The sequence below is a fragment of the Streptomyces malaysiensis subsp. samsunensis genome (assembly GCF_024519315.1).
Classification (GTDB): domain Bacteria; phylum Actinomycetota; class Actinomycetes; order Streptomycetales; family Streptomycetaceae; genus Streptomyces; species Streptomyces malaysiensis.
In genome coordinates, this window is record NZ_JANIIC010000099.1 from 1 (window position 1) to 21044 (window position 21044).

Consider the following 21044-nt stretch of genomic DNA (forward strand, 5'->3'; position numbering starts at 1 on the left):
GGCCGCATCGCGGAGGCAGCCTCCGAACGGCACGAGGAACTGCGCGAGTTGCACGACCGGATCGACTCACCCCGGACCCGGGCAAGACGGCGAGCGATGCCGGCCGTGCCTGCTGCAGCGTGTGGGAGCGCAGTGCGGCGGCCGTGTCTACACCGTCCACAGCGCCCAGTAATCCCTGAGCATCTCGGCGGGCCAGTGAGGCTCACGAACGTCCCCCTGAGGCCCTGTGATCGTGAAGTATGGTCCCAGGTCATACACCGGCGTACCGTCGATCGCGTCAAGGTCAGTGACGTGCAAGTCCAGACCGTCGACCTTCAGCAGGCGCGGGAAGCTGACGGCCAGCTGATTCGGGCGGCGATGGTCTCTGTGTGTGAAGGTTCCCGTTCCTGCCGAACTCCACCGCAGATCATCGCGCGGCTCTCGCGTACCGAGGACCACGTCACTCGGGGATGCCTGGCTGAAATGCCATGTCACGACAAGGTGTGAGAACTCATCGAGCCCTTGAATGACCTCGACGGGATAACCGGGGTCGAGACGGATGATGGAATCGATGCCACCCCAGTATATTTCCCCGATCTCCTGGTGGCCTCCGACCACTTTCCCCACGGGCTCTATCTTCAGCGTCATGGTGGTTCTCCGTCTCTCGACGTGATCTCTTTCATGACGCGGAGTGCAGGTCCGGAGTGCGGACCGGGTCTGAGCCCTTTGCCCCTTCCGGCCGCAGCGGACCGGGCCATGAACCGCACGCGGCCGGAGCCCCCGCGTCTGTGTCGATCCGCTTCGTGCCGCAGGGCTGAGACTGCCCCGGGCGCTGCTCACAGAACGGCGACCGGCCCATCGGGCTGGCTCCGACGCTGCTGGATCATTTCGCGGCAGAGGTCCTCGGTCTGCTGCTCGGACAGCCGCTCGAAACCGTCCTCGGTGATGACCGCCAGGATGGGGAAGATCCGGCGGCTGATGTCGGGCCCGCCGGTGGCCGAGTCATCGTCGGCGGCGTCGTACAGGGCCTGCAGCGCGGCCAGCGCCGCTTCCCGCCGGGACATGCCCTTGTGGAACAGCTTCTTCAACGCGCCACGGGCATAAGGGGAGCCGGAGCCTTCGGCGTGGAAGTCGGTCTTCTCGTAAGGCCCACCGGTGACGTCGTATCCGAAGATGCGGCCCTCCTCCTGCTGGGGCGCCGTGACGTCATAGCCGACGAGCAGCGGCACCATGGCCAGGCCCTGCATGGCTTGCCCCAGGTTCTGGCGGACCACGTTCGCCAGCCGTGTGGCCTTGCCGTTGAGCGTCATGGGCGCGCCTTCGATCTTCTCGAAGTGCGTCAGCTCGACCTGATAGAGCTTCACCATGTCCAACGCCAGGCCCACACTGCCCGCGAAGGCCACAGCCGTGTAGTCGTCCGCGGGATGGACCTTCTCCAGATCACGCTGCGCGATGATGTTGCCCATCGTGGCCCGGCGATCGCCTGCGATCATCACACCGTCCCGATAGGTGAGGGCCAACACCGTGGTACCGTGCGGGACTTGGTCGGGGGCAGCCCGCACCCCCTCCGGCAGGAGCCCACGAGTGCTCAGCAGCTCTGGACGGTGAGCGGCCAGGAACTCGGTGAAGGAAGAACTCCCCGGTGTGAAGAACTCCGCTCCCAAGCGGCCACCGGTCTCGTTCCAGGTCATTGCTTCACCTTCCTCGACTTGCCGGGACTACCCGAGCATGACCAACTTCTACCATGAGTGAGCGGACGGAAAACGCGTCACCGACATGCTTGAGACCGTACGTGCCCGAAGCGCATGCCGACGCGCACCACCGGCTCCGCCTGGCGGACAGAAATCGGCGGAAAAGGAATTCCCAGCGCTGGCGTCGACGCTCCACGACAGCGGTTCCCGTCAGCCGCCGTCGACGTGCCCAGCGGGCTGTGGCTGCAGTTCCTGGTCCGCGTCAAACCCCATGGGGTTGGTACGCATCCCCTCGTTCTGGTCGCTGATGCGCAGCGCGATCGGGGTGAGCAACTCCCGCAGTCGCGCCGTTCCGTCGGAGCCCAGCGCCCGCCACGGCCGCGCCGCCGCGGCGTCCGTCATGCGTTCGATCTCCTCTCGGAGCCCGCGGCCGGCGGGTGTCAGCACGTCGGAGATCAGGCCCCGGTCGGTCAGTGAGGCCTCCGCGTCACGCCACTCCTCTTCCGACCAGCCCCGCATCTGACGCATGAAAGCGGGATCGAGGCCCTTGTCCGCGGTGAACAGCACAAGGGCTTCGCACGGACTCAGGTCCACGGCCACAAGCGCCGCCACATGGCCGTCGCCGCGTGACTCGCGCAATGTGGAACACGCCTGCCACAGCGCCAAGTGCGGTTCGGAGGGCGTGAGCAGCGCCTGGTTGGCCGCGCCCAGCACCCGGCCGCCCGTCGGGGCGAGCTGAGCCGCCGTGGTGGCCAGTGAGGCGGCCTCGGTCAAATCCCTCACATCAGTCCCCAGCATCCGGTGCAGGGCGGCGTCCACGACTTCCAGCCGGCTGTCGAGGTATCGGTCCGGGGTTGCGACGGTCCACGCGTCGGGCAGTGCCCTCGCCACCATCTCCGGGTGGAAATTGAAGAAGGCCGCCGTCACGACGTCGGGCGAGGCGGCGCCCAGCGGAGCGGCACGCAATGCGAAGTAGGCCATCCACCCGCCCTTGCAGCCGAGCGCCTTGGCCGCCGTACGCACCTCGGGCGCGTAGATGACGTCGTAGTACGCCTCGAACCGCGCCCACATATCTCGCGACACGTCAAACTCCTGCCCCAGTCCCATCGGTATGCACAAACGAGCACCATTTCAAGGAAGTCAATCCCGGGACCCGCTACGCACCCCCTTGAAGATGGCAAATCCTTGCGGGTATTCATCTATTCAGGGTCATTGCCTGCTGTCAAGTACCCCGAGCCGAGCCGAATCCAGGGCCACGGCCTCCCGTATCGCGTGAGGTGGTCCAGTGCATCGACAAAATGTGCTTGAACCGGGACCTGTCACTGGGAAGAGTTGGCGTGGCGTTCCTGGCGATGCCCATTGCCACGATGACAGTCGTCCACGCAGTGTCAGTCGGCTCTGCCGGTCCCTTCCGCTGCGTTTGAAAAACCATGGAAGAGATATGCCTGTTGAGTCCAGTCCGCACAGCATGCATAAGATCAGGGAATTCCTTCTATCTCGGATCACGGAAACATTGGGTATGTCCCGGGACGAAGTGGACCGGTGGGCCCCTCTCCACCGGTACGGACTGGATTCTTCGAAGGCGACAGCGCTCGTTTCTGCCCTGTCGGCGTTTCTCGGCCGGACCGTCCCCATCACGATGATCTGGGACCACCCGACCCTTGAGGGGCTGTGCCGCGCACTGGCCCGGGGCCCGCACACAGCGGCTACCGGTCCCGGCACGGACCGGAAGCGACGCCTCACCCGGACACCCGATCCGCTGGAACCCATCGCGCTCGTCGGCGTCGGGTGCAGGCTTCCGGGCGCACCCGACCCTCAGTCGTACTGGCGGCTCCTTGTCGACGGCACACACGCCGTGGGGACGGTACCGCCGCTGCGGCGGCAGTGGTCGGAAGGCGACGGCGACGGCGCCCTGCCCCTCTGGGGCGGGTACCTCGACGGCATCGACCTGTTCGACCCGCTCTTCTTCGGTATCTCACCGCGCGAGGCCACCGCCATGGATCCCCAGCAGCGCCTGGTGCTGGAGCTGGCGTGGGAGGCCCTGGAGGATGCCGGCGTTCCGCCCGGGGGACTCGTCGGGAGCGACACCGGCGTTTTCATGGGATCGAGCTGGAGCGACTACGCGGCGATGGCCCACCAGACGGGCTCGCGGGACGGCATCGGGCCCCACACGGCGACCGGGACGCATGACAGCATCATCGCCAACCGCGTCTCCTACGTCCTGGGGTTGCAGGGACCCAGTATGGCCGTCGACACGGCCTGCTCGTCCTCGCTCGTCGCGGTCCATCTCGCCTGCCAGGCGATCCGGGCCGGGGAGAGCGAACTCGCCCTGGCCGGCGGGGTCAACCTGAACTTCTTCGCGGATCACTTCCGTGCCATGGGCGAGACCGGCGCGCTCTCCTCCGACGGCCGGTGCAAGACCTTCGACGCCCGGGCCGATGGCACCGTCCGGGCCGAGGGCGCGGCAGTGGTCGTCCTCGCTCCCCTGCGCGTGGCGCTGGAGCGTGGCCTGCCCGTCTATTGCCTCATACGCGGCAGCGCCGTCAACAATGACGGCCTGAGCAACGGGCTCACCGCTCCCAACCCCCTCGCGCAGGAAGCCCTCCTGCACGCCGCGTACCAGCGGGCGGGCATCTCCCCGTCCCTGGTCGACTATGTGGAGTGCCACGGGACCGGTACGCCCTTGGGGGACCCGATCGAGGCGAAGGCCATCGGGGCCGTGCTCGGTCGTGACCGCAGCCCCGACGAGGTCCTGCGGATCGGCTCGGTGAAAACCAACATCGGGCACCTGGAACCCGCGGCGGGCGTCGCCGGACTCGTCAAGGTGGCTCTCTCCCTGCGCAACGGTGTCCTGCCGGCCAGCCTGCATTACAGCAGTCCCAACCCCCAGATCCCGTTCGCCGAAGCGAACCTGAGGGTCCAGGAGCGGACCACCGCGTGGCCACGCAGGTCGGACGCGCGCCGCGCCGGCGTCAGCGCCTTCGGGTTCGGCGGTACCAACTGCCACGTGGTCGCCGAGGAGTTGCCGTACCCGGGCGGGTCCCTCCTGCTGCTGGCCGAAAACTCCCCTCAGGCGCTGTCCGACCGGGCGGCCGAACTCCTCGCGGAGCTGGCGAACGAGACCACGACGGACGTGGCGGCCCTCTCCCGGCAAGCGCTCGACACCCGCGGCGACGGCCCGTACCGGCTCGCGGCCGCCGCGCGCAGCCTCAGGGAACTGCGCGAGCAGTTGGAGGCGTTCACCGCGGACCGCCCGTTCCCGGGGCTCGCCGCGGGACACAGTGAGACGAGCAGGCCGAAGGTGGCCTTCCTGTGCTCCGGTACCGGCTCGCAGTGGCTGGGTATGGGCAGGCAGTTGCTCCCCGCGATGCCGGCGTTCCGCGCCTCGTTGCTGCGCGTGGACGTCAGGCTGCGGGACCTGCTCGGATTCTCCATGGTCGACCAGTTGCTCGCGGACGAGGAACACGCCCGGCTCGACGACATGGAGGTCGTCCAGCCCCTGCTGTTCGCCATCCAGATCGCTCTCGCCGACGCCTGGCGGTCTCTGGGGGTCGAACCCGACCTCGTGCTCGGCCAGAGCGTCGGGGAGTTCGCCGCCGCCCACATCGCCGGGGCGCTCGACTTCGATGACGCGACTTTGCTGGTGGCGCACCACGCAAGGCTCGTCCAGCAGTTGGCCGTGGGCCGGGGGGACAGCCTGGTGGCCGGCGCGGACGCCGACACCGTCAAGGACCTGCTGGCGACGTTCGACGGTGACGTCACGGTGTCCGGTTACAACAGTCCCGTGTCCACCTCGGTGTCCGGGGAGTCGGCAGTACTCCAAGAGCTGGCCGAGCGGTTCGCCGAGACGGGCGTCGTCAGCCACCGGGTGCGCATGGGATACGCCGCGCACTCCCCGCTGGTGGACCCGGTCCTGGCCCCTCTGAGGGCCGGGCTCGAAGGGATCACTCCGAGGCGGTCGCGGATCCCGCTGATCTCCACCGTCACCGGGGAGGCGATCGCCGGCGACACGCTAGGGCCGGACTACTGGACACAGAACGTCCGGCGTCCGAACAGGCTCATGAGCGCTGTGCAAACGCTGGCGGAGCACGACGTCGACGTCATCATCGAGCTCAGCCCTCACCCCGTGCTGCTGAAGCCCGTGCGGGAGAGCCTCGCGAAGAGCCCGATTTCCTGCCTCCCCTCGCTCCAGCGCGGCACCGACGAGGCCTGGAGCCTGCTCTCTTCTCTGGGCGAGCTCCACGCCGCCGGGCACCCCGTGATCGACTCCTCCTTCCTCTCCGGGGTGCACGGGCGGCATCTCACCCGAGGACGGCCAGGAGCGGTCATCGGTGCCGACCGTGCCTCCCGGCGGGAGGAAGGAGTGCATCTCCTCCCGGTGTCCGCCCACTCCGCCGCCGCCTTGCTGGACACCTGCCGCGAACTGTCCAACCACGTCGAACGCGACCCCGGCAGCCGGGTGTCCGACCTCGCGTACACCCTCGCAACGAGGCGTACCCCGCTGAACCATCGCGTCTCCCTCCTGGCGCGCGACCGGCAGGACGTGCTCGACGGGCTCGCCCGGGTGAGCACCGGGGAACTGCACCCCGATATCGCCAGGGGCACGGTCGTCGGCAGCGGCGGCGGGCGGATCGCGTTCGTCTTCTCCGGAGGCGGCACGCACTGGCCGGGCATGGGGCGGGAGCTGCTGGCCCGGCACGCCGGTTTCCGGGAGCGGATGGAGGAGTGCGACGCGGTCGTGCGCACGGTGGTCGGCTGGTCGGTTCTCGGTGAACTCGCGGCCCCCGCGGAGACATCGCGACTGGATGAGACCGACATCCAGCAACCAGTGCTGTTCGCCCTCCAGGTCTCGCTGGCACGGCTGTGGACCGACCTCGGTGTCGAACCGGCGGCGCTCGTCGGCCACAGCATCGGCGAGGTGGCCGCCGCCTGTGTGGGCGGCGCGCTCTCGCTCGAGGACGGGGCTCGGGTGACCGCCGTCCGTTCACACCTGATCCAGCACAAGGCCCGCGAGGGCGCCATGATCTCCGTCGAGCCGCCGGAGGAGGGCATCGCCGCCTACCTCGCGCCGTACGGGGACCAGGTGGCGGTGGCCGCGGTGAACAGTCCTACCAGCATGGCCGTTTCGGGAACACCCGAGGCGATCGGTGCTCTGGAGGCGGACCTGCGGAATGCGGGCATACCGACGCGCTCCGTCCGGATCGACCGGCCCGGCCACAGCGCGCTCATGAACCCTCTGCTCCCGGACCTCCGTGCGGCGCTCAAGGACATCACACCTCTGCCGTTCAACACGGCGTTCCACTCGACGGCGCTCGACGGCGTGGTGAACCCACACCCCGACGCGGACTACTGGGCACACAACCTCCGCAACCAGGTGCGGTTCTCCCCGACCGTCGCGGCACTCGTCGAGGACGGCATCGACACCTTCGTCGAAATCAGCCCCCACGGCACCCTGCGCGGAGCCATCGAGGAGACTGCGCTCGCGCGCGGAGCCCGGATCCAGGTCGTCGACTCCCTGAACCGGCGTAAGAGCGACATCCGGAACGTACTGGGCTCCGTCGCCTCCCTGTTCGCCCAGGGTATGCCACTGAAGCTGGACACGTTGTACCCCGCGAACGCCCAGGTGGTTGAGACACCTCTCGTGCGCTGGCAGAAGGAGCGCTACTGGCTCGACACGACGGTCCGTGGCCGCCCGGCGGCCGCCCCCTCGGCCGGGACACCGGAGCAGCCGGCGGCGGGTGGCGCGGTCCTGGAGCAAACCCCGTCCCCCCGCCCGCCGCGGGACGTGGTCCTCGGTGAGATCGCCGACATGCTCGGGGTGCCGCCCGCGAAGTTCGGCCCCGAGTCGCGGCTGCGGGACTTCGGGCTGGACTCCATGCTGGCCATCCGTCTGAGCAACAGGATGCAGACACTCTTCGGCCGCCGTGTTTCGCCGGTGGAGTTCATCGATGACCGTACGGTGCGCGAACTCCTCGACCGCGTCCTGGAACTCGTCGGTCGGACGCCGGAGCCGGCCTCGGACGACACGACGCCAACCGAGGCCCTGGGCCGGGCATCAATCGCCGAGGAGCTGACGGACATGGACGTGGAAGAGCTGGTGGAGGAGCTCATCGCGAGAGGGCTGCTGGATCCCGCGGACGATGCGGACAGCGCCGAGGGCGAGGCTTCAGCGCGCGCGATCGTGGCCTCGCCCGACCACGAGCTGCCCTTCGACCTGGCGCCCGCCGGACACGGTCAGGCGTCCATCTGGTTCATGCAGCAGCTGTCGCCCGAGGGAGTCGCCTACAACCTCATGTTCGGCGCGCGGGTCACCGCCGCGGTGGACGAGCCGGCCCTGGAACAGGCCGTGCGAGCCGTCGTGGAGCGGCACCCCGCTCTGCGCACTGTCTTCGTCCAAACGGGTGTGCGGCCGTATCAGCTGATCCTGGACGAACCCGTGTACGAGTTCGTGTCCGTCGACGCCACGGGGCTCGACGACGAAGCGGTGCGCGGGGAACTGGCGGCGCACGGACATCGCCCGCTCGACCTCGACCAGGGCCCCGTCCTGCGGGCCGTGTTGATGTCCCGGGGAGACGAGGACCATCACGTGCTGCTCGTCATCCATCACATCGCCGCCGACGCCACGTCCGTCGACATCGTCATACACGACCTTCAGCAGTTCTACGAGCGCGCGAGGCGCGGAAACCTGCCCACTCAGGATCCGGTGACCCCGTACACGCTCTTCGTCGAGTGGGAGCGCGCGTGGCTCAACAGCACCGCCGCCGACGCGGCGCTGGGCTGGTGGTCGGAGCAGCTGGCGGCACCACCTGCGCACCTTGACCTGCCCCGTCCGGCCGAGATGGGGACACCGGTCGCCGGGCGCCAGGTCGCGAAGCGGCCCCCCGGCATCGACTACGCCGGGGAGGACCTGACGTTCCGGTGGAACCGCGACGAGGCCCGTCGGCTGAAGGAGTTCGCGGTGCGCGAGGGAGTTTCCCCCAGCAGCCTCGTGATGGCGGGTTTCTTCGCGACGCTCAACCGTGTGGCGGGTGTCGAGGACTCCGTGCTCGCCACGGCCATCGCCCAGCGCGGCGAAGCGGGCCGCGAATCCGCTGTGGGCTACTACCTCAACACGGCGCTCGTACGCGGCCGGCCGTCCGGCGACCGGAGCTTCCGCGAGTTGCTGCACGAAGTCCACGCATTCTCGCGCGGTCTGCTGGAACACATGGACTACCCCTTCGACCTGCTGGTGTCGAAGCTCAACCCGCCGCGGGCCGACGGCCGTTCGCCCTGGTTCGACTTCGCCGTCAACTGGCTTTCCGGTGACGCGTTCACCTATGCCAACACCCTCTTCCACGGTGTCGGCGAGCCGGTTCAGGCATCCGGTGCCCTGCCTCTCGTCCCGCTTCCCCTTGAGCGGCGCATCGCGAAGTTCGACCTGGAGATCACGATGGGTGACGTCTCCGGCGAGGTGGTCGGCCAGGTCCAGTACAAGCCGAGCTTCTTGGAAAGGGAGACCGTGACGACGATGCTGGAGCACTTCCGCTCCGTACTCTTCCAGGCGATCGACCACCCCCAACGGCCACTTGAGCGCCTCACACTGGCCTCCCGGCCGAAGGGAGCGGATCTGTGAAGCCCGCGGCCGACACACTGCACAGCCGGTTCCTGGAGCACGCGTCGAGAAATCCCGGCGCGCCGGCGATCTTCTCCGACGCGGGGGTGATGACGTACGGGGAACTCGACCGGCAGTCGCAATTGCTGGCCGACCGGCTGATCTCTGAGGGCACAGGTCCCGGAGTGCCCGTCGGGATCTGCGTCGAGCGCACCCCGAGCCTTCTCGTCGGCATCCTGGGGATCCTGCGCTCGGGGGCGGGCTACGTACCGCTCGACCCGAAGTACCCCACCGAGCGGCTGCGCTTCATGGCGGACGACAGCGGGACCCGGCTGCTGCTGACCACACCCGCCTCCCGGGCCAGTTGTCCGCAGGGTCCCACCGTGCTGGTCCTCGGCGACACTGTCACGACGGAGCCCGGTGCGACCCCGGTGGCGAGCCTTCCCCGCGACACGGCTTATGTAATTTACACGTCCGGTTCGACCGGGCAGCCGAAGGGCGTGCCCATCCGGAACAGCAGCTGTGCGGCCATGCTGTCCGAGGTGGATCGGATCTTCGCCGGATGCGACCTCAGCGGTGTCGCGGCCGTGAGCTCCATCTGCTTCGACCTGTCGGTCATGGAGATCTTCGCGCCGCTCTCCCGCGGTGGCGCCGTGGTCCTGGTGGAGAGCGCGGTCCACATTCCCGAGAGCCCGCACGTTGACCGCATCACGCACCTCAACACCACGCCTTCCGTGGTGACCAGCCTGCTCGACGCCGGCGGGCTGCCGCCGAAACTGCGGACGGTGGTGCTCGGCGGGGAGGCGGTACGGCGGCGAGTCGTCGACCGGGTCTACCGCGAGACGAACGCGGACCGGGTCTTCAACGGATACGGCCCCACAGAGGGGACGGTCTTCTGCACCTTCAAACTGGTCCCACCGGACGAGCCGGGCGAGCCGTCGATCGGCACGCCCTCGCTGACCGCCCGGCTGTACGTCCTGGACGACGGGCTGCGGCCGGTGCCGGAGGGAGAGACCGGCGAGCTGTATCTCGGCGGAGCGGGCCTGGCCTGGGGCTATGTGAACCGGCCGCGCACCACGGCGCAGCGGTTCGTACCCGATCCGCATCTGGTCGGGGAACGCATGTACCGCACGGGCGACATCGCCCGGTACCTGCCCGGTGGGGAACTCGAGTTCGTCGGGCGTGCGGACCATCAGGTGAAGGTGCGCGGATACCGCATCGAGCTGGAGGAGATCGAGGCGCGGCTGGGAGACCTTCCCGAGGTGCTGGAGGCGGCCGTCGCCGTACGCACGGCCGAGGGGCAGGCGGACGCCGGCTCACTCGTGGCGTACATCGTGCCGGAGGGCGACAGGGGGCAGTCAGGGGCGAGCGCGACCGGACCGTGGCTCGATGCCTCCCTCCAGGCGCGCATCACCGGCCGGCTGGACACGGCGCTGCCGGACTACATGATCCCGGAGACGGTCGTGTTCCTGTCCGCCCTGCCGCTGTCCCCGAACGCCAAGCTCGACCGGACCGCCCTGCCCGATCCGCCGGCGCCCGCCACGTCGGCTCCCATCCAACCGGCCGGCACTCCGACGGAATCGGCGCTGACGGAGATCTGGGCCGAACTCCTCGGCCGTGAGCCGGGGACCATCGGCGTACGCGACACCTTCTACGACCTCGGCGGGAACTCTCTGCTGCTGGTGCGGCTGGCCAAGCGGCTGAGCCAGCGGTTCGGCAGGCGAGTCGGGGTGTCGGACCTTTTCCGCTTCCGTGACATCTCGGCGCTCGGCCGGTGGCTGGACGACGACAGCGACGCCGCCCCCGAGGCGGTCGAAGAGGCACGGCGCCGTGCCGCGGCCCGCCGCTCCGCGGTGCGGGGCCGAGTCCGGCCCATCGGCAACTGAGCCGGTCCTGAGCGAACCCCATGCCTGTTGGAGGCCTTGAGGCTGATGAACGAAACCATTGAGCGGGAATACGACCAGAGCGACGTCGCGATCATCGGCATCGCGTGCCGCTATCCCGGCGCACGCGGCAAGGAGCAGTTCTGGGACAACCTGGTCAACGGACGGGAGTCCATCACCTTCCTCGACAAGCACGAGATCGAGGTGGACCAGGCACTTGTGAACAACCCCGCATACGTCAGGGCGTGCGCCACCCTGGACGGCTACGACGAGTTCGATCCCTCGGTCTTCGGCATATCCGACCGCATGGCGACGATGATGACGCCGGAACACCGCATCTTCCTGGAGAGCGTGTGGGAAGTGCTGGAGGACGCGGGCTACGACCCGGACCGTGTCCGGGGGGAAGTGGGGATCTACGCGGGAGGCAACCCGCTGACTCCTGCGCTGTACAGTTCCCCCCCCGACTGGGTTTCGGTCGGTCCCGAGGTGATGGACCGCAGCAACGCCTGGTTCCCCGACACGATGACCTCCAACGCCCTCTTCTACACCGGGCTGACCGGCGAGGCGGTCACGTTGACGGCGGTGTGCTCCGGGTTCCACTACTCGGTGCACCTCGCCTGCCAGTCACTCCTGCTCGGCCAGACGGACATGGCCATCGCCGGCGGAGTGATGGTCCGGCTGCCCCACCGGCGGGGTTACCTGTGGGAGGAGGGCCGGATCATGTCGAGGGACGGGCACTGCCGTCCGTTCGACGCGAAGGGCACGGGATCGAGGCTCGCCAGCGGCGTCGCGACGTTCCTGCTCAAACCGCTCCAGCAGGCGATCGCGGACCGCGATCACATCTACGCGACGGTGAAGGGATCGGCCACCAACAACAACGGCGCCAGCGCGGTGTCGTACGGCTTCGCGCAACCGGAGCGACTCAGCGCCTGCATAGCCAACGCCATGCACGTCGGCGGTGTCGCCCCGGACACCGTGTCCATGTACGAGGCCAACGGGTTCGGACTCCCGATCACCGACGAGTTGGAGGTCCGCGCGGCGCACATGGCCTTCGGCAAGCAGACCGGGACGTGCTCCATCGGCTCGGTCAAGGGCAACATCGGCCACGCGGGAGTGGCGGCGGGTGGGTCCGGCGCGGTCAAGGCGGCCTTCGCGCTGTACCACCGGACGCTGGCGCCCACGATCAATCTGACGGAGATCAACGAGGACATCGACTTCCCCAGCACACCGTTCGTCCCGCAGTTGGAAGCGGCGCACTGGGAGCCGGAGAGCGGTATCCGGCGTGCAGGCATCACCGCGTTGGGCGGCGGCGGCTACAACGCGCACCTCGTGCTGGAGGAGCCCCCGGCTCCGTCCACGCGGGAACCCGGGACCGCGGCACCCCGTATCGCGATCCTGTCCGCGCTCGACGACCGGGCCCTGGCCAGGAAGCGCACGGAACTGCGGGAGTGGATCGACCGGCACCCCGACGCGCGGCTCGACGACATCTGCTTCAGCCTCAACCTGGGGCGTCGCATCATGGCTCGACGCTGGGCGGCCGTGGTCAGGACCAAGGAGGAGCTGGCCACGGCGCTCTCGACCGCAACCGGAAGCCTGGTAGCGGCCGACGGCGGGGCGCGGAGCGCGGACGTGTCCGGGTTCCAGCGCACCGACGACGGACTCGCGCCGAACACGGGCGCGGAAGCCCGCAGCGAGCAGACGCTGTTCCGGCTTGCCCAGGCCTTCGTGGAGGGCGAGCGAGTGGACTTCGCCGCCCTCCACGAAGGGGAGCGCAGTCATCGAGTGCCGCTGCCGACCTACCCGTTTGAGCGCAGGCGCTTCTGGCGGACCGACTGGTGACCGCCGGCCAAGCCGATCCTCATACCGACCCGATCAGCCGGAGCACTGGAATGAACTCCACAGAGGCTGCTGCCGACACGCTGGACCCTGACACGATCGACCTGGCCGATCCCGCCACGTTCGCCGATCACGACCTCTCCGAGTTCTGGCGCATGCTGAGGGACACCCGGCCCGTCCACTGGAACCAGGCGACCAGACATCGCCGAGGTTTCTGGGTGCTGACGCGGCACGACGACATCATGGCCGTCTACCGCGACGACACCAACTTCACCTCCGAGCGCGGAAACGTGCTCGTGACTCTCCTGGAGGGCGGCGACGTGGGAGCGGGCAGAATGCTCGCCGTCACCGACGGTCCACGTCACGAACAGCTGCGCAAGATCATGCTGAAATCCCTGGGGCCGCGCACGCTGGGGCCCGTAGCCGCGGCGGTCCGCGCCAATACGCGTCACCTGATCCGAGAAGCGGTCGCCCGCGGTGACTGCGACTTCGCCCTCGACATCGCCAGCCGCATCCCGATGACCACCATCTCCAACCTGCTCGGCGTACCCGAAAGCGACCGCGACTTCCTCCTGGCGCAGACGAAGGCGGCGTTGAGCGCCGATGACGCCGACGCCGACGAGGTCGAGTCGGCCATGGCCCGCAACGAGATCCTGCTCTACTTCCAGGACCTCGTCGAGCAGCGGCGGAAGGCACCGGGCGAGGATCTCATCAGCGTTCTCGTGGACAGCGTGGTCGCCGGCGAACCGCTGAGCGACGAGGACATCGTCCTCAACTGCTACAGCCTGATCATCGGCGGTGACGAGACCAGCCGACTGTCCATGATCGACAGTGTGTACACCCTCGCCGCGCATCCGGAGCAGTGGCGGCTGCTGAAGAACGGGGAGTGCGCGATCGACACGGCCGTCGACGAGGTGCTGCGCTGGGCGTCCCCGTCGATGCACTTCGGCAGGACGGCGGTGAGGGACACCGAGATCCGCGGGGTCCGTATCGGCGTGAATGACATCGTGACCCTGTGGCACGCCGCCGCCAACCGGGACGAGCGCGTATTCGACCGGCCGCAGGTGTTCGACCTGAGGCGTACCCCCAACAGGCAGATCTCGTTCGGCTACGGGCCCCACTACTGCGTCGGCTCATACCTCGCCAAGATCGAGATCTCCGAACTGCTCATGGCCCTGCGGGACCTCACCACGGGATTCGAGCGGATCGGCGACGCACCACGGATCCGCTCCAACCTTCTCACCGGCTTCTCCAGCCTGCCGGTGCGGTTCTTCCCGGACCATGCGGGACTGTCCCGCCACGACAGCGCGGAGAGGTGATCCGATGACCGGCAGCCCCTTCGACCCCGACGGCGGCGAATGGCTGGTGGTCGTCGACGACCACGGCCAGCACGCCGTGTGGCGGCCGTTCCTGGACGTACCGGCCGGCTGGCGCGTCGCTCTGGCCGCGACCGACCGGGAGAGCGCGCTGGAGTACGTCGAGTCGCACTGGACTCGGCTGGGACCGGCCGAGCAGGCCGGGTCCGGGGCCGGGCGGTAATGCCGTTCGCCTCCGTCAACGGGATCAGGCTGTCCTACGAGGTGCACGGCCGGGGCGAGCCGGTCGTGCTCGTCAGCGGGGCGGGAGCCTCGGGACAGTCGTGGCTGCTGCACCAGGGGCCGGACCTCGTCGCGGCGGGCTACCAGGTGTGCGTCTACGACAACCGGGGGATTCCGCCCACGGACGAGTGCGCCGACGGGTTCACGGCCGACGACCTGGCCGCCGATCTGGCCGGGCTGATCGAACACCTCGGCCTGGCTCCGGTACGGCTGGTCGGCACGTCCATGGGCGCGTACGCCGTGCAGGAACTCGCCCTCCGCAGACCTGAACTGATCCGGCAGGCCGTGCTGATGGCCAGCCGCGCGCACCCCGACACGCTGCGGGCGCGACTGGCCACGTCCGAGATCGAACTGGCCGACTCAGGCGTGGAGCTGCCGCCGTCGTACCGGGCGGCGGTGCGTGCGACACAGATGCTGTCGCCCACCACGATGGACGACCAGACCGCGATCCAGGACTGGCTCGCGCTGTTCCTGCTCGCCCCGCCCGACGGACCAGGGGTCCGTGCGCAACTCGCGCTGCAGCCGATGCCCGACCGTCGAGCGGCCTACGCCCGGATCAGGGTGCCGTGCCATGTGGTCTCGTTCGCGCACGACCTGATCGCCCCGCCGCGCTTCGGCCGGGCCCTCGCCGAAAGCATCCCGCACGCCACGTTCGACCTCGTCGAGGACGCCGGACACTTCGGCTATCTGGAGCGGCCGGACACCGTCAACAAGATCATCCTGAGGCACTTCGCGGGCAATGGCGCCCGCGCCTGGAAAAGCGTACGCACGCCATGAGGAGACGAGCATGAGCCTGTTGTCCGAAGCCGTACTGAGTGGCGCGTCGGCCGCTGAGATCGCGAGTGCACCGCTGCCCGAGGAGTACCTGGCCCTGCATCTGCGGGCCGAGGACGTCACCATGTTCGACGACGTGACCGACAAGGACGTCCGCAAGTCGCTGCGGCTCGGTCATGTCCCGCTGCCGGAGCTGGCGCCGGACGAGGTCCTGGTCGCGGTGATGGCCAGCTCCGTCAACTACAACACCGTATGGTCGGCCATGTTCGAGCCGATGCCGAGCTTCCGTTATCTGAAACAGGTGGCCAAGCAAGGCGGTTGGGCCGAGCGGCACAACCTGCCGTACCACGTGATCGGTTCGGACTGCGCCGGTGTGATCGTGCGCACGGGCTCTGGCGTACGGCGCTGGAAGGTGGGCGACCATGCCGTGGTCAGCCCGGCCTACGTGGACGACCAGGACCCCGCCACACATGCGGACGGCATGCTCGGCAGCGACCAGAAGGCCTGGGGGTTCGAGACGAACTTCGGTGCGCTCGCCGAGTACACCGTCGTGAGGGCCACCCAGCTGATCCCCAAACCCGCGCACCTGACTTGGGAGGAGGCCGCGAGCAACCCCCTGTGTGCCGGAACGGCCTACCGCATGCTCGTCAGCGACCGCGGGGCCCGGATGAAGCAGGGCGACGTCGTACTGATCTGGGGCGCGGCAGGCGGACTGGGCGGCTACGCGATCCAGTTCGTACGCAACGGCGGTGGCATCCCGGTGGCCGTCGTGGGGTCCGAACGCAAGGCCGAGGCGGTGCGCGCCCTCGGTTGTGAGGTCGTGATCAACCGTCACGAGCTGGGCATCACCGATGACCTGGCCGACGATCCCAAGCAAGTGATCCAGGCGGGGGTGAGCCTCGGCAAGCTCGTCAAGGAACGCGTCGGCCGCGAACCCGACATCGTGTTCGAGCACATCGGCCGCTCCACGTTCGGCATCTCCGTGTTCGTGGCTCGGCGCGGCGGAACCGTCGTGACCTGTGGATCGAGTGCCGGATACCAGCACACCTTCGACAACCGCTACCTCTGGATGCGCCTCAAGAAGATCGTCGGCAGCCACATCGCCAACCTTCAGGAGCAGTGGGACGCCAACAAGTTGTTCGAGCTGGGACACATTGTGCCGACCATGTCGGCCGTGTACCCGTTGGCCGAAGCCGCACAGGGGTGCCGTCTCGTACAGACCAACCAGCAGATCGGCAAGATCGCCGTGCTGTGCATGGCACCGCACACCGGCCTCGGGGTGACGGACCCCGAGCTGCGCGAGCGCATCGGAGAGGACCGGCTCAACCCGCTGCGAGGCTTCACCCCCGGTCCCGGAGCCAACTGAGGGCCGGGCTTCGCGGAGATCACGACCCGATGGCCGCTGTCATGTGCGGAGCACCGCTCATGACAGCGGCCGTGCGGAAGCTCGTGAACGCATTGACGGCCGGGCCGGTTCCCGGAAGCGACGGCCGGCGCGTATCCGTCCCCACCCGTCGAACGGGCAACACCTGTTGCGCAGCGTATTCCTGGAGGAACCCTATGTCGATCAAGCCCAATGGTCTGTTCGTCGGGCGTGACCGTGCCCCGGCCCGTGCGGCCATGCGTGCGATGGGCCTGACCACTGAGGATCTTTCCAAGCCGATGATCGGCGTGGCCCACAGCTGGATCGGCACGATGCCGTGCAACCTCAACCACCGCAGCCTCGCCCAGGAGGTGATGCACGGCGTACGGGCCGCTGGCGGCACACCGGTGGAGATCAACACCATCGCGATCTCCGACGTGATCACCATGGGGACCGAGGGGATGCGGACCTCACTGGTCAGCCGCGAGGTGATCGCCGACTCGATCGAACTGGTCTGCCGGGGTCACGGACTCGACGGTCTGGTCACCCTGGCCGGGTGCGACAAGACGATTCCCGCCGCGGCGCTGGCCCATGTACGGCTGGGGATCCCGGGCGCGGTCATCTACTCCGGGACGGTGCTGCCCGGACGGCACCGAGGGCGGGAGGTGACCCTTCAGGACGTGTTCGAAGCGGTCGGCCGCGCCGCCGCGGACGGCACGGACGAGGAACTCGAGGAACTGGAACGGAACGCCTGCCCCGGGGTCGGAGCCTGCGCCGGCCACTACACGGCCAATACGATGGCGATGGCGATGGAGTTCCTGGGGCTGTCGCCCTTCGGTTCGATGGATCCTCCCGCCATGGATCCGCGCAAGAAGGAGGCCGGCCGCCAGGCCGGCGAACTCGTGATGTGCATGGTGGAGCAAGGCCTCACACCCGACCGTATCCTGAGCACCGGCTCGTTCCACAACGCCATCGTGGCCGGTGTGGCCACAGGCGGCTCCACCAACCTCGTCCTGCACCTCCTGGCGATCGCCCATGAGGCCGGTATACCACTGAGCATCGACGACTTCGACAAGATCAGCACCGGCACCCCGGTCATCGCCGATCTGCGGCCGAGCGGCAGGTTCACCGCGGTGGACCTCGACCGGGCCGGCGGCACCCGCCTCCTCGCCCGCCGTCTGCTCGACGCGGGTCTTCTGGCGGGCGCGGAGCGGACCGTCACCGGACGGACCGTCGCCGAGGAGGCGTCCCAGGCTCGGGAGACAGCCGGTCAGCAGGTCCTCACGACCGTCGAGCGGCCCCTGGCCGTCACCGGCGGGCTCACAGTGCTGAAGGGGAACCTCGCACCGGAGGGAAGCGTGGTGAAGTCGTCGGGCGCGGTGCTGCGGCGGCTGACCGGACCGGCGGTGGTCTTCGAATCCGAGGAGACGGCGATGGCCGCGGTGCAGGCCGGCCGGGTGCGCGCCGGCGACGTGGTGGTCGTGCGCTATGAGGGCCCGCGCGGCGGGCCCGGGATGCGGGAGATGCTGGGCGTCACCGCGGCGCTGGTCGGCCGGGGCCTTGGGCCATCGGTCGGGCTGGTCACCGACGGACGGTTCTCCGGCGCCACCAGGGGACTGATGGCCGGGCATGTGGCGCCGGAGGCGGCGGAGGGCGGGCCGCTCGCCGCGGTGCGAGACGGGGACCTCATCACCATCGACGTGGACGGCCGCGAACTCTCGGTGGATCTGACCGCCGGTGAACTGTCCGAGCGCCTGAAGGGCTGGACGGCCCCGGAGCCCAAGTACGCGACGGGCGTCATGGCCAAGTACCGCTCCACCGTCTCGTCCGCCACCCTCGGCGCGGTGACCACAGCGGTTCCGGTTCCGGCCGCCGTCGTGCCCAGGGCTTCCTGAGCGACTGTCCGCCGCCGGGCCGGACCAGGGCGCCCCTTTGGCGCACGGCCGGCCCGCCGCTGGTCGTGGCACAGAGATCGGCCGGCCGCCGCCCGGCCTGCGTCTCGCCGGACAGTGCTGGCACGACCGCGGGGACTTCTTCCGTCGGCGGAGATCCGCTCCCACCGGTTCACCGGTCGTCGCGCTGTCGCCGCAGACGCCCAGCAGATCGTCCATGAGCCGGAACGCCATGCCCAGATGGTGACCGAAGCCGCGAAGCGCTTCCACCGGGAAGGCGGTGCCGTCAGCTGCCAGCGCACCGAGCCCGCACGCGGCGGCGAACAGGGCCGCGGTCTTGCCCCCTCCGCCATGGTCAGGCTCTCTTCCAGCCCCATATCGACCCGCTTCTCGGACGCGAGGTCGGTCCCCTGGCCCGTGACCAGGTCGATCAGCGCCCGGCACAGCTCCTCGGCGGCCGCAGCACGCCGTGTGGGGGTGGGGCGGTGGCCAGCTCCCGCACCGCCAGGGCCAGCAGCGCGTCCCCGGCCAGCACCGCCTGGGCGGTGCCGAACACGGTCCAGGCCGTGGGCCGGCCACGCCGAGGGCGTCCTGGCCCATGGCATCGTCATGGACCAGCGAGAAGTCGTGCATGAGTTCCACCACGGAGGCCGCCGGCAGCGCCGCTCCGACCCCACCGCCCAGGCCCTCGAACCGCCCAGCGCCAGCGCGCCCCGCAGCTCCTTGCCCCACCCGGCATCGGTGGGGCGGCCCTTCGCCTCGCACCACCCGAAGTGGTACCGGGCGACCGTGCGGACCGGGCCGCTCAGCCGGTCGAGTGCCGCGGATCCGTGGCCCGGTGAGTTCACCGGCCTGGCGCAGTACCTGCCATGGATCCCCAACGTGTGCCGAGCCGCCGGTCGTGGTCATTGCCCGGCCACCACCAGATCACGCTCCAGGTACGACGCGGGCTGCGGCAAGAACGCACCCGGCTGGGACTGGTACCGCTTCGTACGGCTCGACCAGTCCAGACTGCCGCCGATCCAGGTGCGCATGCCGCAGACGTACGGGACGAGCACTCCGGCTCCCCGGGGACGATGCCACGTACCCGGTTGCCCGCCTCCCAGATCGCCGCCGCGGCGAGGCAGTCCTCCAGGTGCTGCACGAAGCGGCGCCGCCACGGCGGCGGCATCCCGGGCGCGGTGCGTCGCCACAGGGCCGCCAGTGATGAGACCGCCGTCGGCAGATCGGTCCGGAGGGCTGCGGCAGCACCGTTACCTTCATCGATGTCAGAGGTGTATCGAGCCGTGGACGCAGGTGACGGTCCCACCTCCGAGCCACACCTCGTCGTCAAGCGCCTGTACGGTGAGCACGCCCTGCCGGCCCATGCGAGCGCCCTGGCCGACCCGGTAGGCATGCGGGGCGGTGCCGTTGCCGATCAGCCACTGGGCGATGCCGGCGTTGAGGCTACCGGTGACCGGATCCTCGGGCACGCCGGCGGGTGCGGCGAAGGCACGGACCTCGAATTGCAGTGGCGAGCCTTCCGGGTAGGCGCCCACGACACCCAGCATGAGGTCGCGCATGCCCCGCTCGTCGGGCTCCAGCGCCAGCACCTCCTCGGCCGAGGCGAGTTGGACGGCGGCCCAGCCGGGGCCGTTGTCCACCCATTGGTGGGCGATGATGCGCTCGCGGGTGATGCGAAGGCCGTGGGCGATGCGATCGAGGTGTGCGGTGTCCAGGGGGCCGTCGCGGCGAGCCCGGGGGGCACGGAAGCTGAGGCCGACGCCGGAGCGTCGCACCGTGACCAGCCCCAGGCCGCATTCCTGGGTGACGGTGTCCGAGGATTTCGGTGTGCCGCCCGCTTCGAGCCATGCGTGTGCGGAGCCGAGAGTGGGGTGGCCCGCGAACGGGATCTCCCCACCAGGAGTGAAGATACGCAGCGCGTAGTCGGCGTGGTCGGACGAGGGCGGTACGACGAAGGTCGTCTCGGAGAGGTTGGTCCAGACCGCGAGACGGGCCATGTCCTCGTCGGACAGCCCGTCGCCGTCGAGGACGACCGCGACGGGGTTGCCGAGGTAGGGGGTGTCGGCGAAGACGTCGACCTGCGCGAAAGGGCGCGGGCGCCGAGGCCGCGATGTCACTCGCCCTCACCCTCCACGAGGATCAGGTCCATGTGGGTGCCCTCGCGCAGGGGCACGATCTCGCGGTACTCGGGCGAGGAGTACCAACGGCGGGCATCCTCTGCCGTCGGGAACTTCATCACCGACAGGTGCGTGGGCTGCCACTCGCCCTCCAGCACGGTGAACTCACCGCCGCGGATGACGAACCCGCCACCGTACAGTTTGAGCGTGCGGCCGACCTCGGCGCGGTACTCCGCCATGCGTTCGGCGTCGCCGACGAATCCGACGTTGCCGATCAGTAGTGCCGTCATACGATGACCTCTGCTTCTGGTCGGTCT

Annotated in this window: 14 protein-coding genes and 3 pseudogenes; 8 read left to right on the plus strand and 9 right to left on the minus strand. The window is 69.2% G+C overall.

Annotated elements, in window-relative coordinates:
* Positions 1-147 precede the first annotated feature (147 nt).
* The 3 genes from NQU54_RS44915 to NQU54_RS44925 all read right to left on the minus strand — a co-directional run bounded on the left by NQU54_RS44915 (position 148) and on the right by NQU54_RS44925 (position 2753).
* On the minus strand, positions 148-627 hold the full coding sequence (locus tag NQU54_RS44915) for a TrmO family methyltransferase domain-containing protein (protein WP_257636064.1): 480 nt from the start codon (positions 625-627) through the stop codon (positions 148-150).
* 188 nt (positions 628-815) lie between these two features.
* Entirely contained in the window at positions 816-1670 is an 855-nt protein-coding gene (gene prcB, locus NQU54_RS44920) for a proteasome subunit beta (protein WP_257636065.1), read from the minus strand.
* A 210-nt stretch (positions 1671-1880) separates the two neighbouring features.
* Positions 1881-2753 (minus strand): SCO6745 family protein, encoded by an 873-nt coding sequence (locus NQU54_RS44925; protein ID WP_257636066.1) that lies wholly within the window; start codon positions 2751-2753, stop codon positions 1881-1883.
* Between the two features lie 385 nt (positions 2754-3138).
* Between NQU54_RS44925 and NQU54_RS44930 the strand changes: the two genes are divergently transcribed.
* From NQU54_RS44930 to ilvD, 8 genes are all read left to right on the plus strand, one after another.
* Complete coding sequence (locus NQU54_RS44930; protein ID WP_257636067.1) at positions 3139-9282, plus strand: type I polyketide synthase; 6144 nt, start codon at positions 3139-3141, stop codon at positions 9280-9282.
* A complete protein-coding gene (locus NQU54_RS44935; protein WP_257636068.1) occupies positions 9279-11147 on the plus strand; it encodes a non-ribosomal peptide synthetase in 1869 nt (622 codons plus the stop codon). The genes NQU54_RS44930 and NQU54_RS44935 overlap by 4 nt, the downstream gene beginning before the upstream one ends.
* Before the next feature lie 45 nt (positions 11148-11192).
* A complete protein-coding gene (locus NQU54_RS44940; RefSeq protein ID WP_257636069.1) occupies positions 11193-12983 on the plus strand; it encodes a beta-ketoacyl synthase N-terminal-like domain-containing protein in 1791 nt (596 codons plus the stop codon).
* A gap of 50 nt (positions 12984-13033) precedes the next feature.
* On the plus strand, positions 13034-14299 hold the full coding sequence (locus NQU54_RS44945; RefSeq protein ID WP_257636070.1) for a cytochrome P450: 1266 nt from the start codon (positions 13034-13036) through the stop codon (positions 14297-14299).
* A 4-nt stretch (positions 14300-14303) separates the two neighbouring features.
* Positions 14304-14519: an MbtH family protein gene (locus tag NQU54_RS44950; RefSeq protein ID WP_257636071.1), complete on the plus strand. Its 216-nt coding sequence runs from the start codon at positions 14304-14306 to the stop codon at positions 14517-14519.
* Entirely contained in the window at positions 14519-15355 is an 837-nt protein-coding gene (locus NQU54_RS44955; RefSeq protein ID WP_257636072.1) for an alpha/beta fold hydrolase, read from the plus strand. The genes NQU54_RS44950 and NQU54_RS44955 overlap by 1 nt, the downstream gene beginning before the upstream one ends.
* Positions 15356-15365: 10 nt before the next feature.
* The gene (gene ccrA, locus NQU54_RS44960) at positions 15366-16718 is read left to right on the plus strand and encodes a crotonyl-CoA carboxylase/reductase (RefSeq protein WP_257636073.1); all 1353 of its coding nucleotides are present in this window, start codon (positions 15366-15368) and stop codon (positions 16716-16718) included.
* Between the two features lie 194 nt (positions 16719-16912).
* Positions 16913-18610: a dihydroxy-acid dehydratase gene (gene ilvD / locus NQU54_RS44965; protein WP_257636074.1), complete on the plus strand. Its 1698-nt coding sequence runs from the start codon at positions 16913-16915 to the stop codon at positions 18608-18610.
* A 144-nt stretch (positions 18611-18754) separates the two neighbouring features.
* Here ilvD and NQU54_RS50425 read toward each other — a convergent pair.
* The 6 genes and pseudogenes from NQU54_RS50425 to NQU54_RS44985 form a co-directional block, all read right to left on the minus strand.
* Positions 18755-19051: pseudogene (locus NQU54_RS50425) on the minus strand (polyprenyl synthetase family protein); the annotation flags it as partial.
* Positions 19038-19178, minus strand: a pseudogene (locus tag NQU54_RS44970) (polyprenyl synthetase family protein); the annotation flags it as partial. The pseudogenes NQU54_RS50425 and NQU54_RS44970, both read right to left, overlap by 14 nt.
* A gap of 334 nt (positions 19179-19512) precedes the next feature.
* Positions 19513-19665, minus strand: a complete 153-nt coding sequence (locus NQU54_RS44975) for a hypothetical protein (protein ID WP_257636076.1) — start codon at positions 19663-19665, stop codon at positions 19513-19515.
* Positions 19666-19685: 20 nt separating this feature from the next.
* Positions 19686-19916 (minus strand): annotated as a pseudogene (locus NQU54_RS50430) (terpene synthase family protein); the annotation flags it as partial.
* A complete protein-coding gene (locus tag NQU54_RS44980) occupies positions 19876-20727 on the minus strand; it encodes a PhzF family phenazine biosynthesis protein (protein ID WP_257636077.1) in 852 nt (283 codons plus the stop codon). The gene NQU54_RS44980 and the pseudogene NQU54_RS50430, both read right to left, overlap by 41 nt.
* A complete protein-coding gene (locus NQU54_RS44985) occupies positions 20724-21017 on the minus strand; it encodes a DUF1330 domain-containing protein (protein ID WP_257636078.1) in 294 nt (97 codons plus the stop codon). The genes NQU54_RS44980 and NQU54_RS44985 overlap by 4 nt, the downstream gene beginning before the upstream one ends.
* Between the last annotated feature and the right edge of the window lie 27 nt (positions 21018-21044).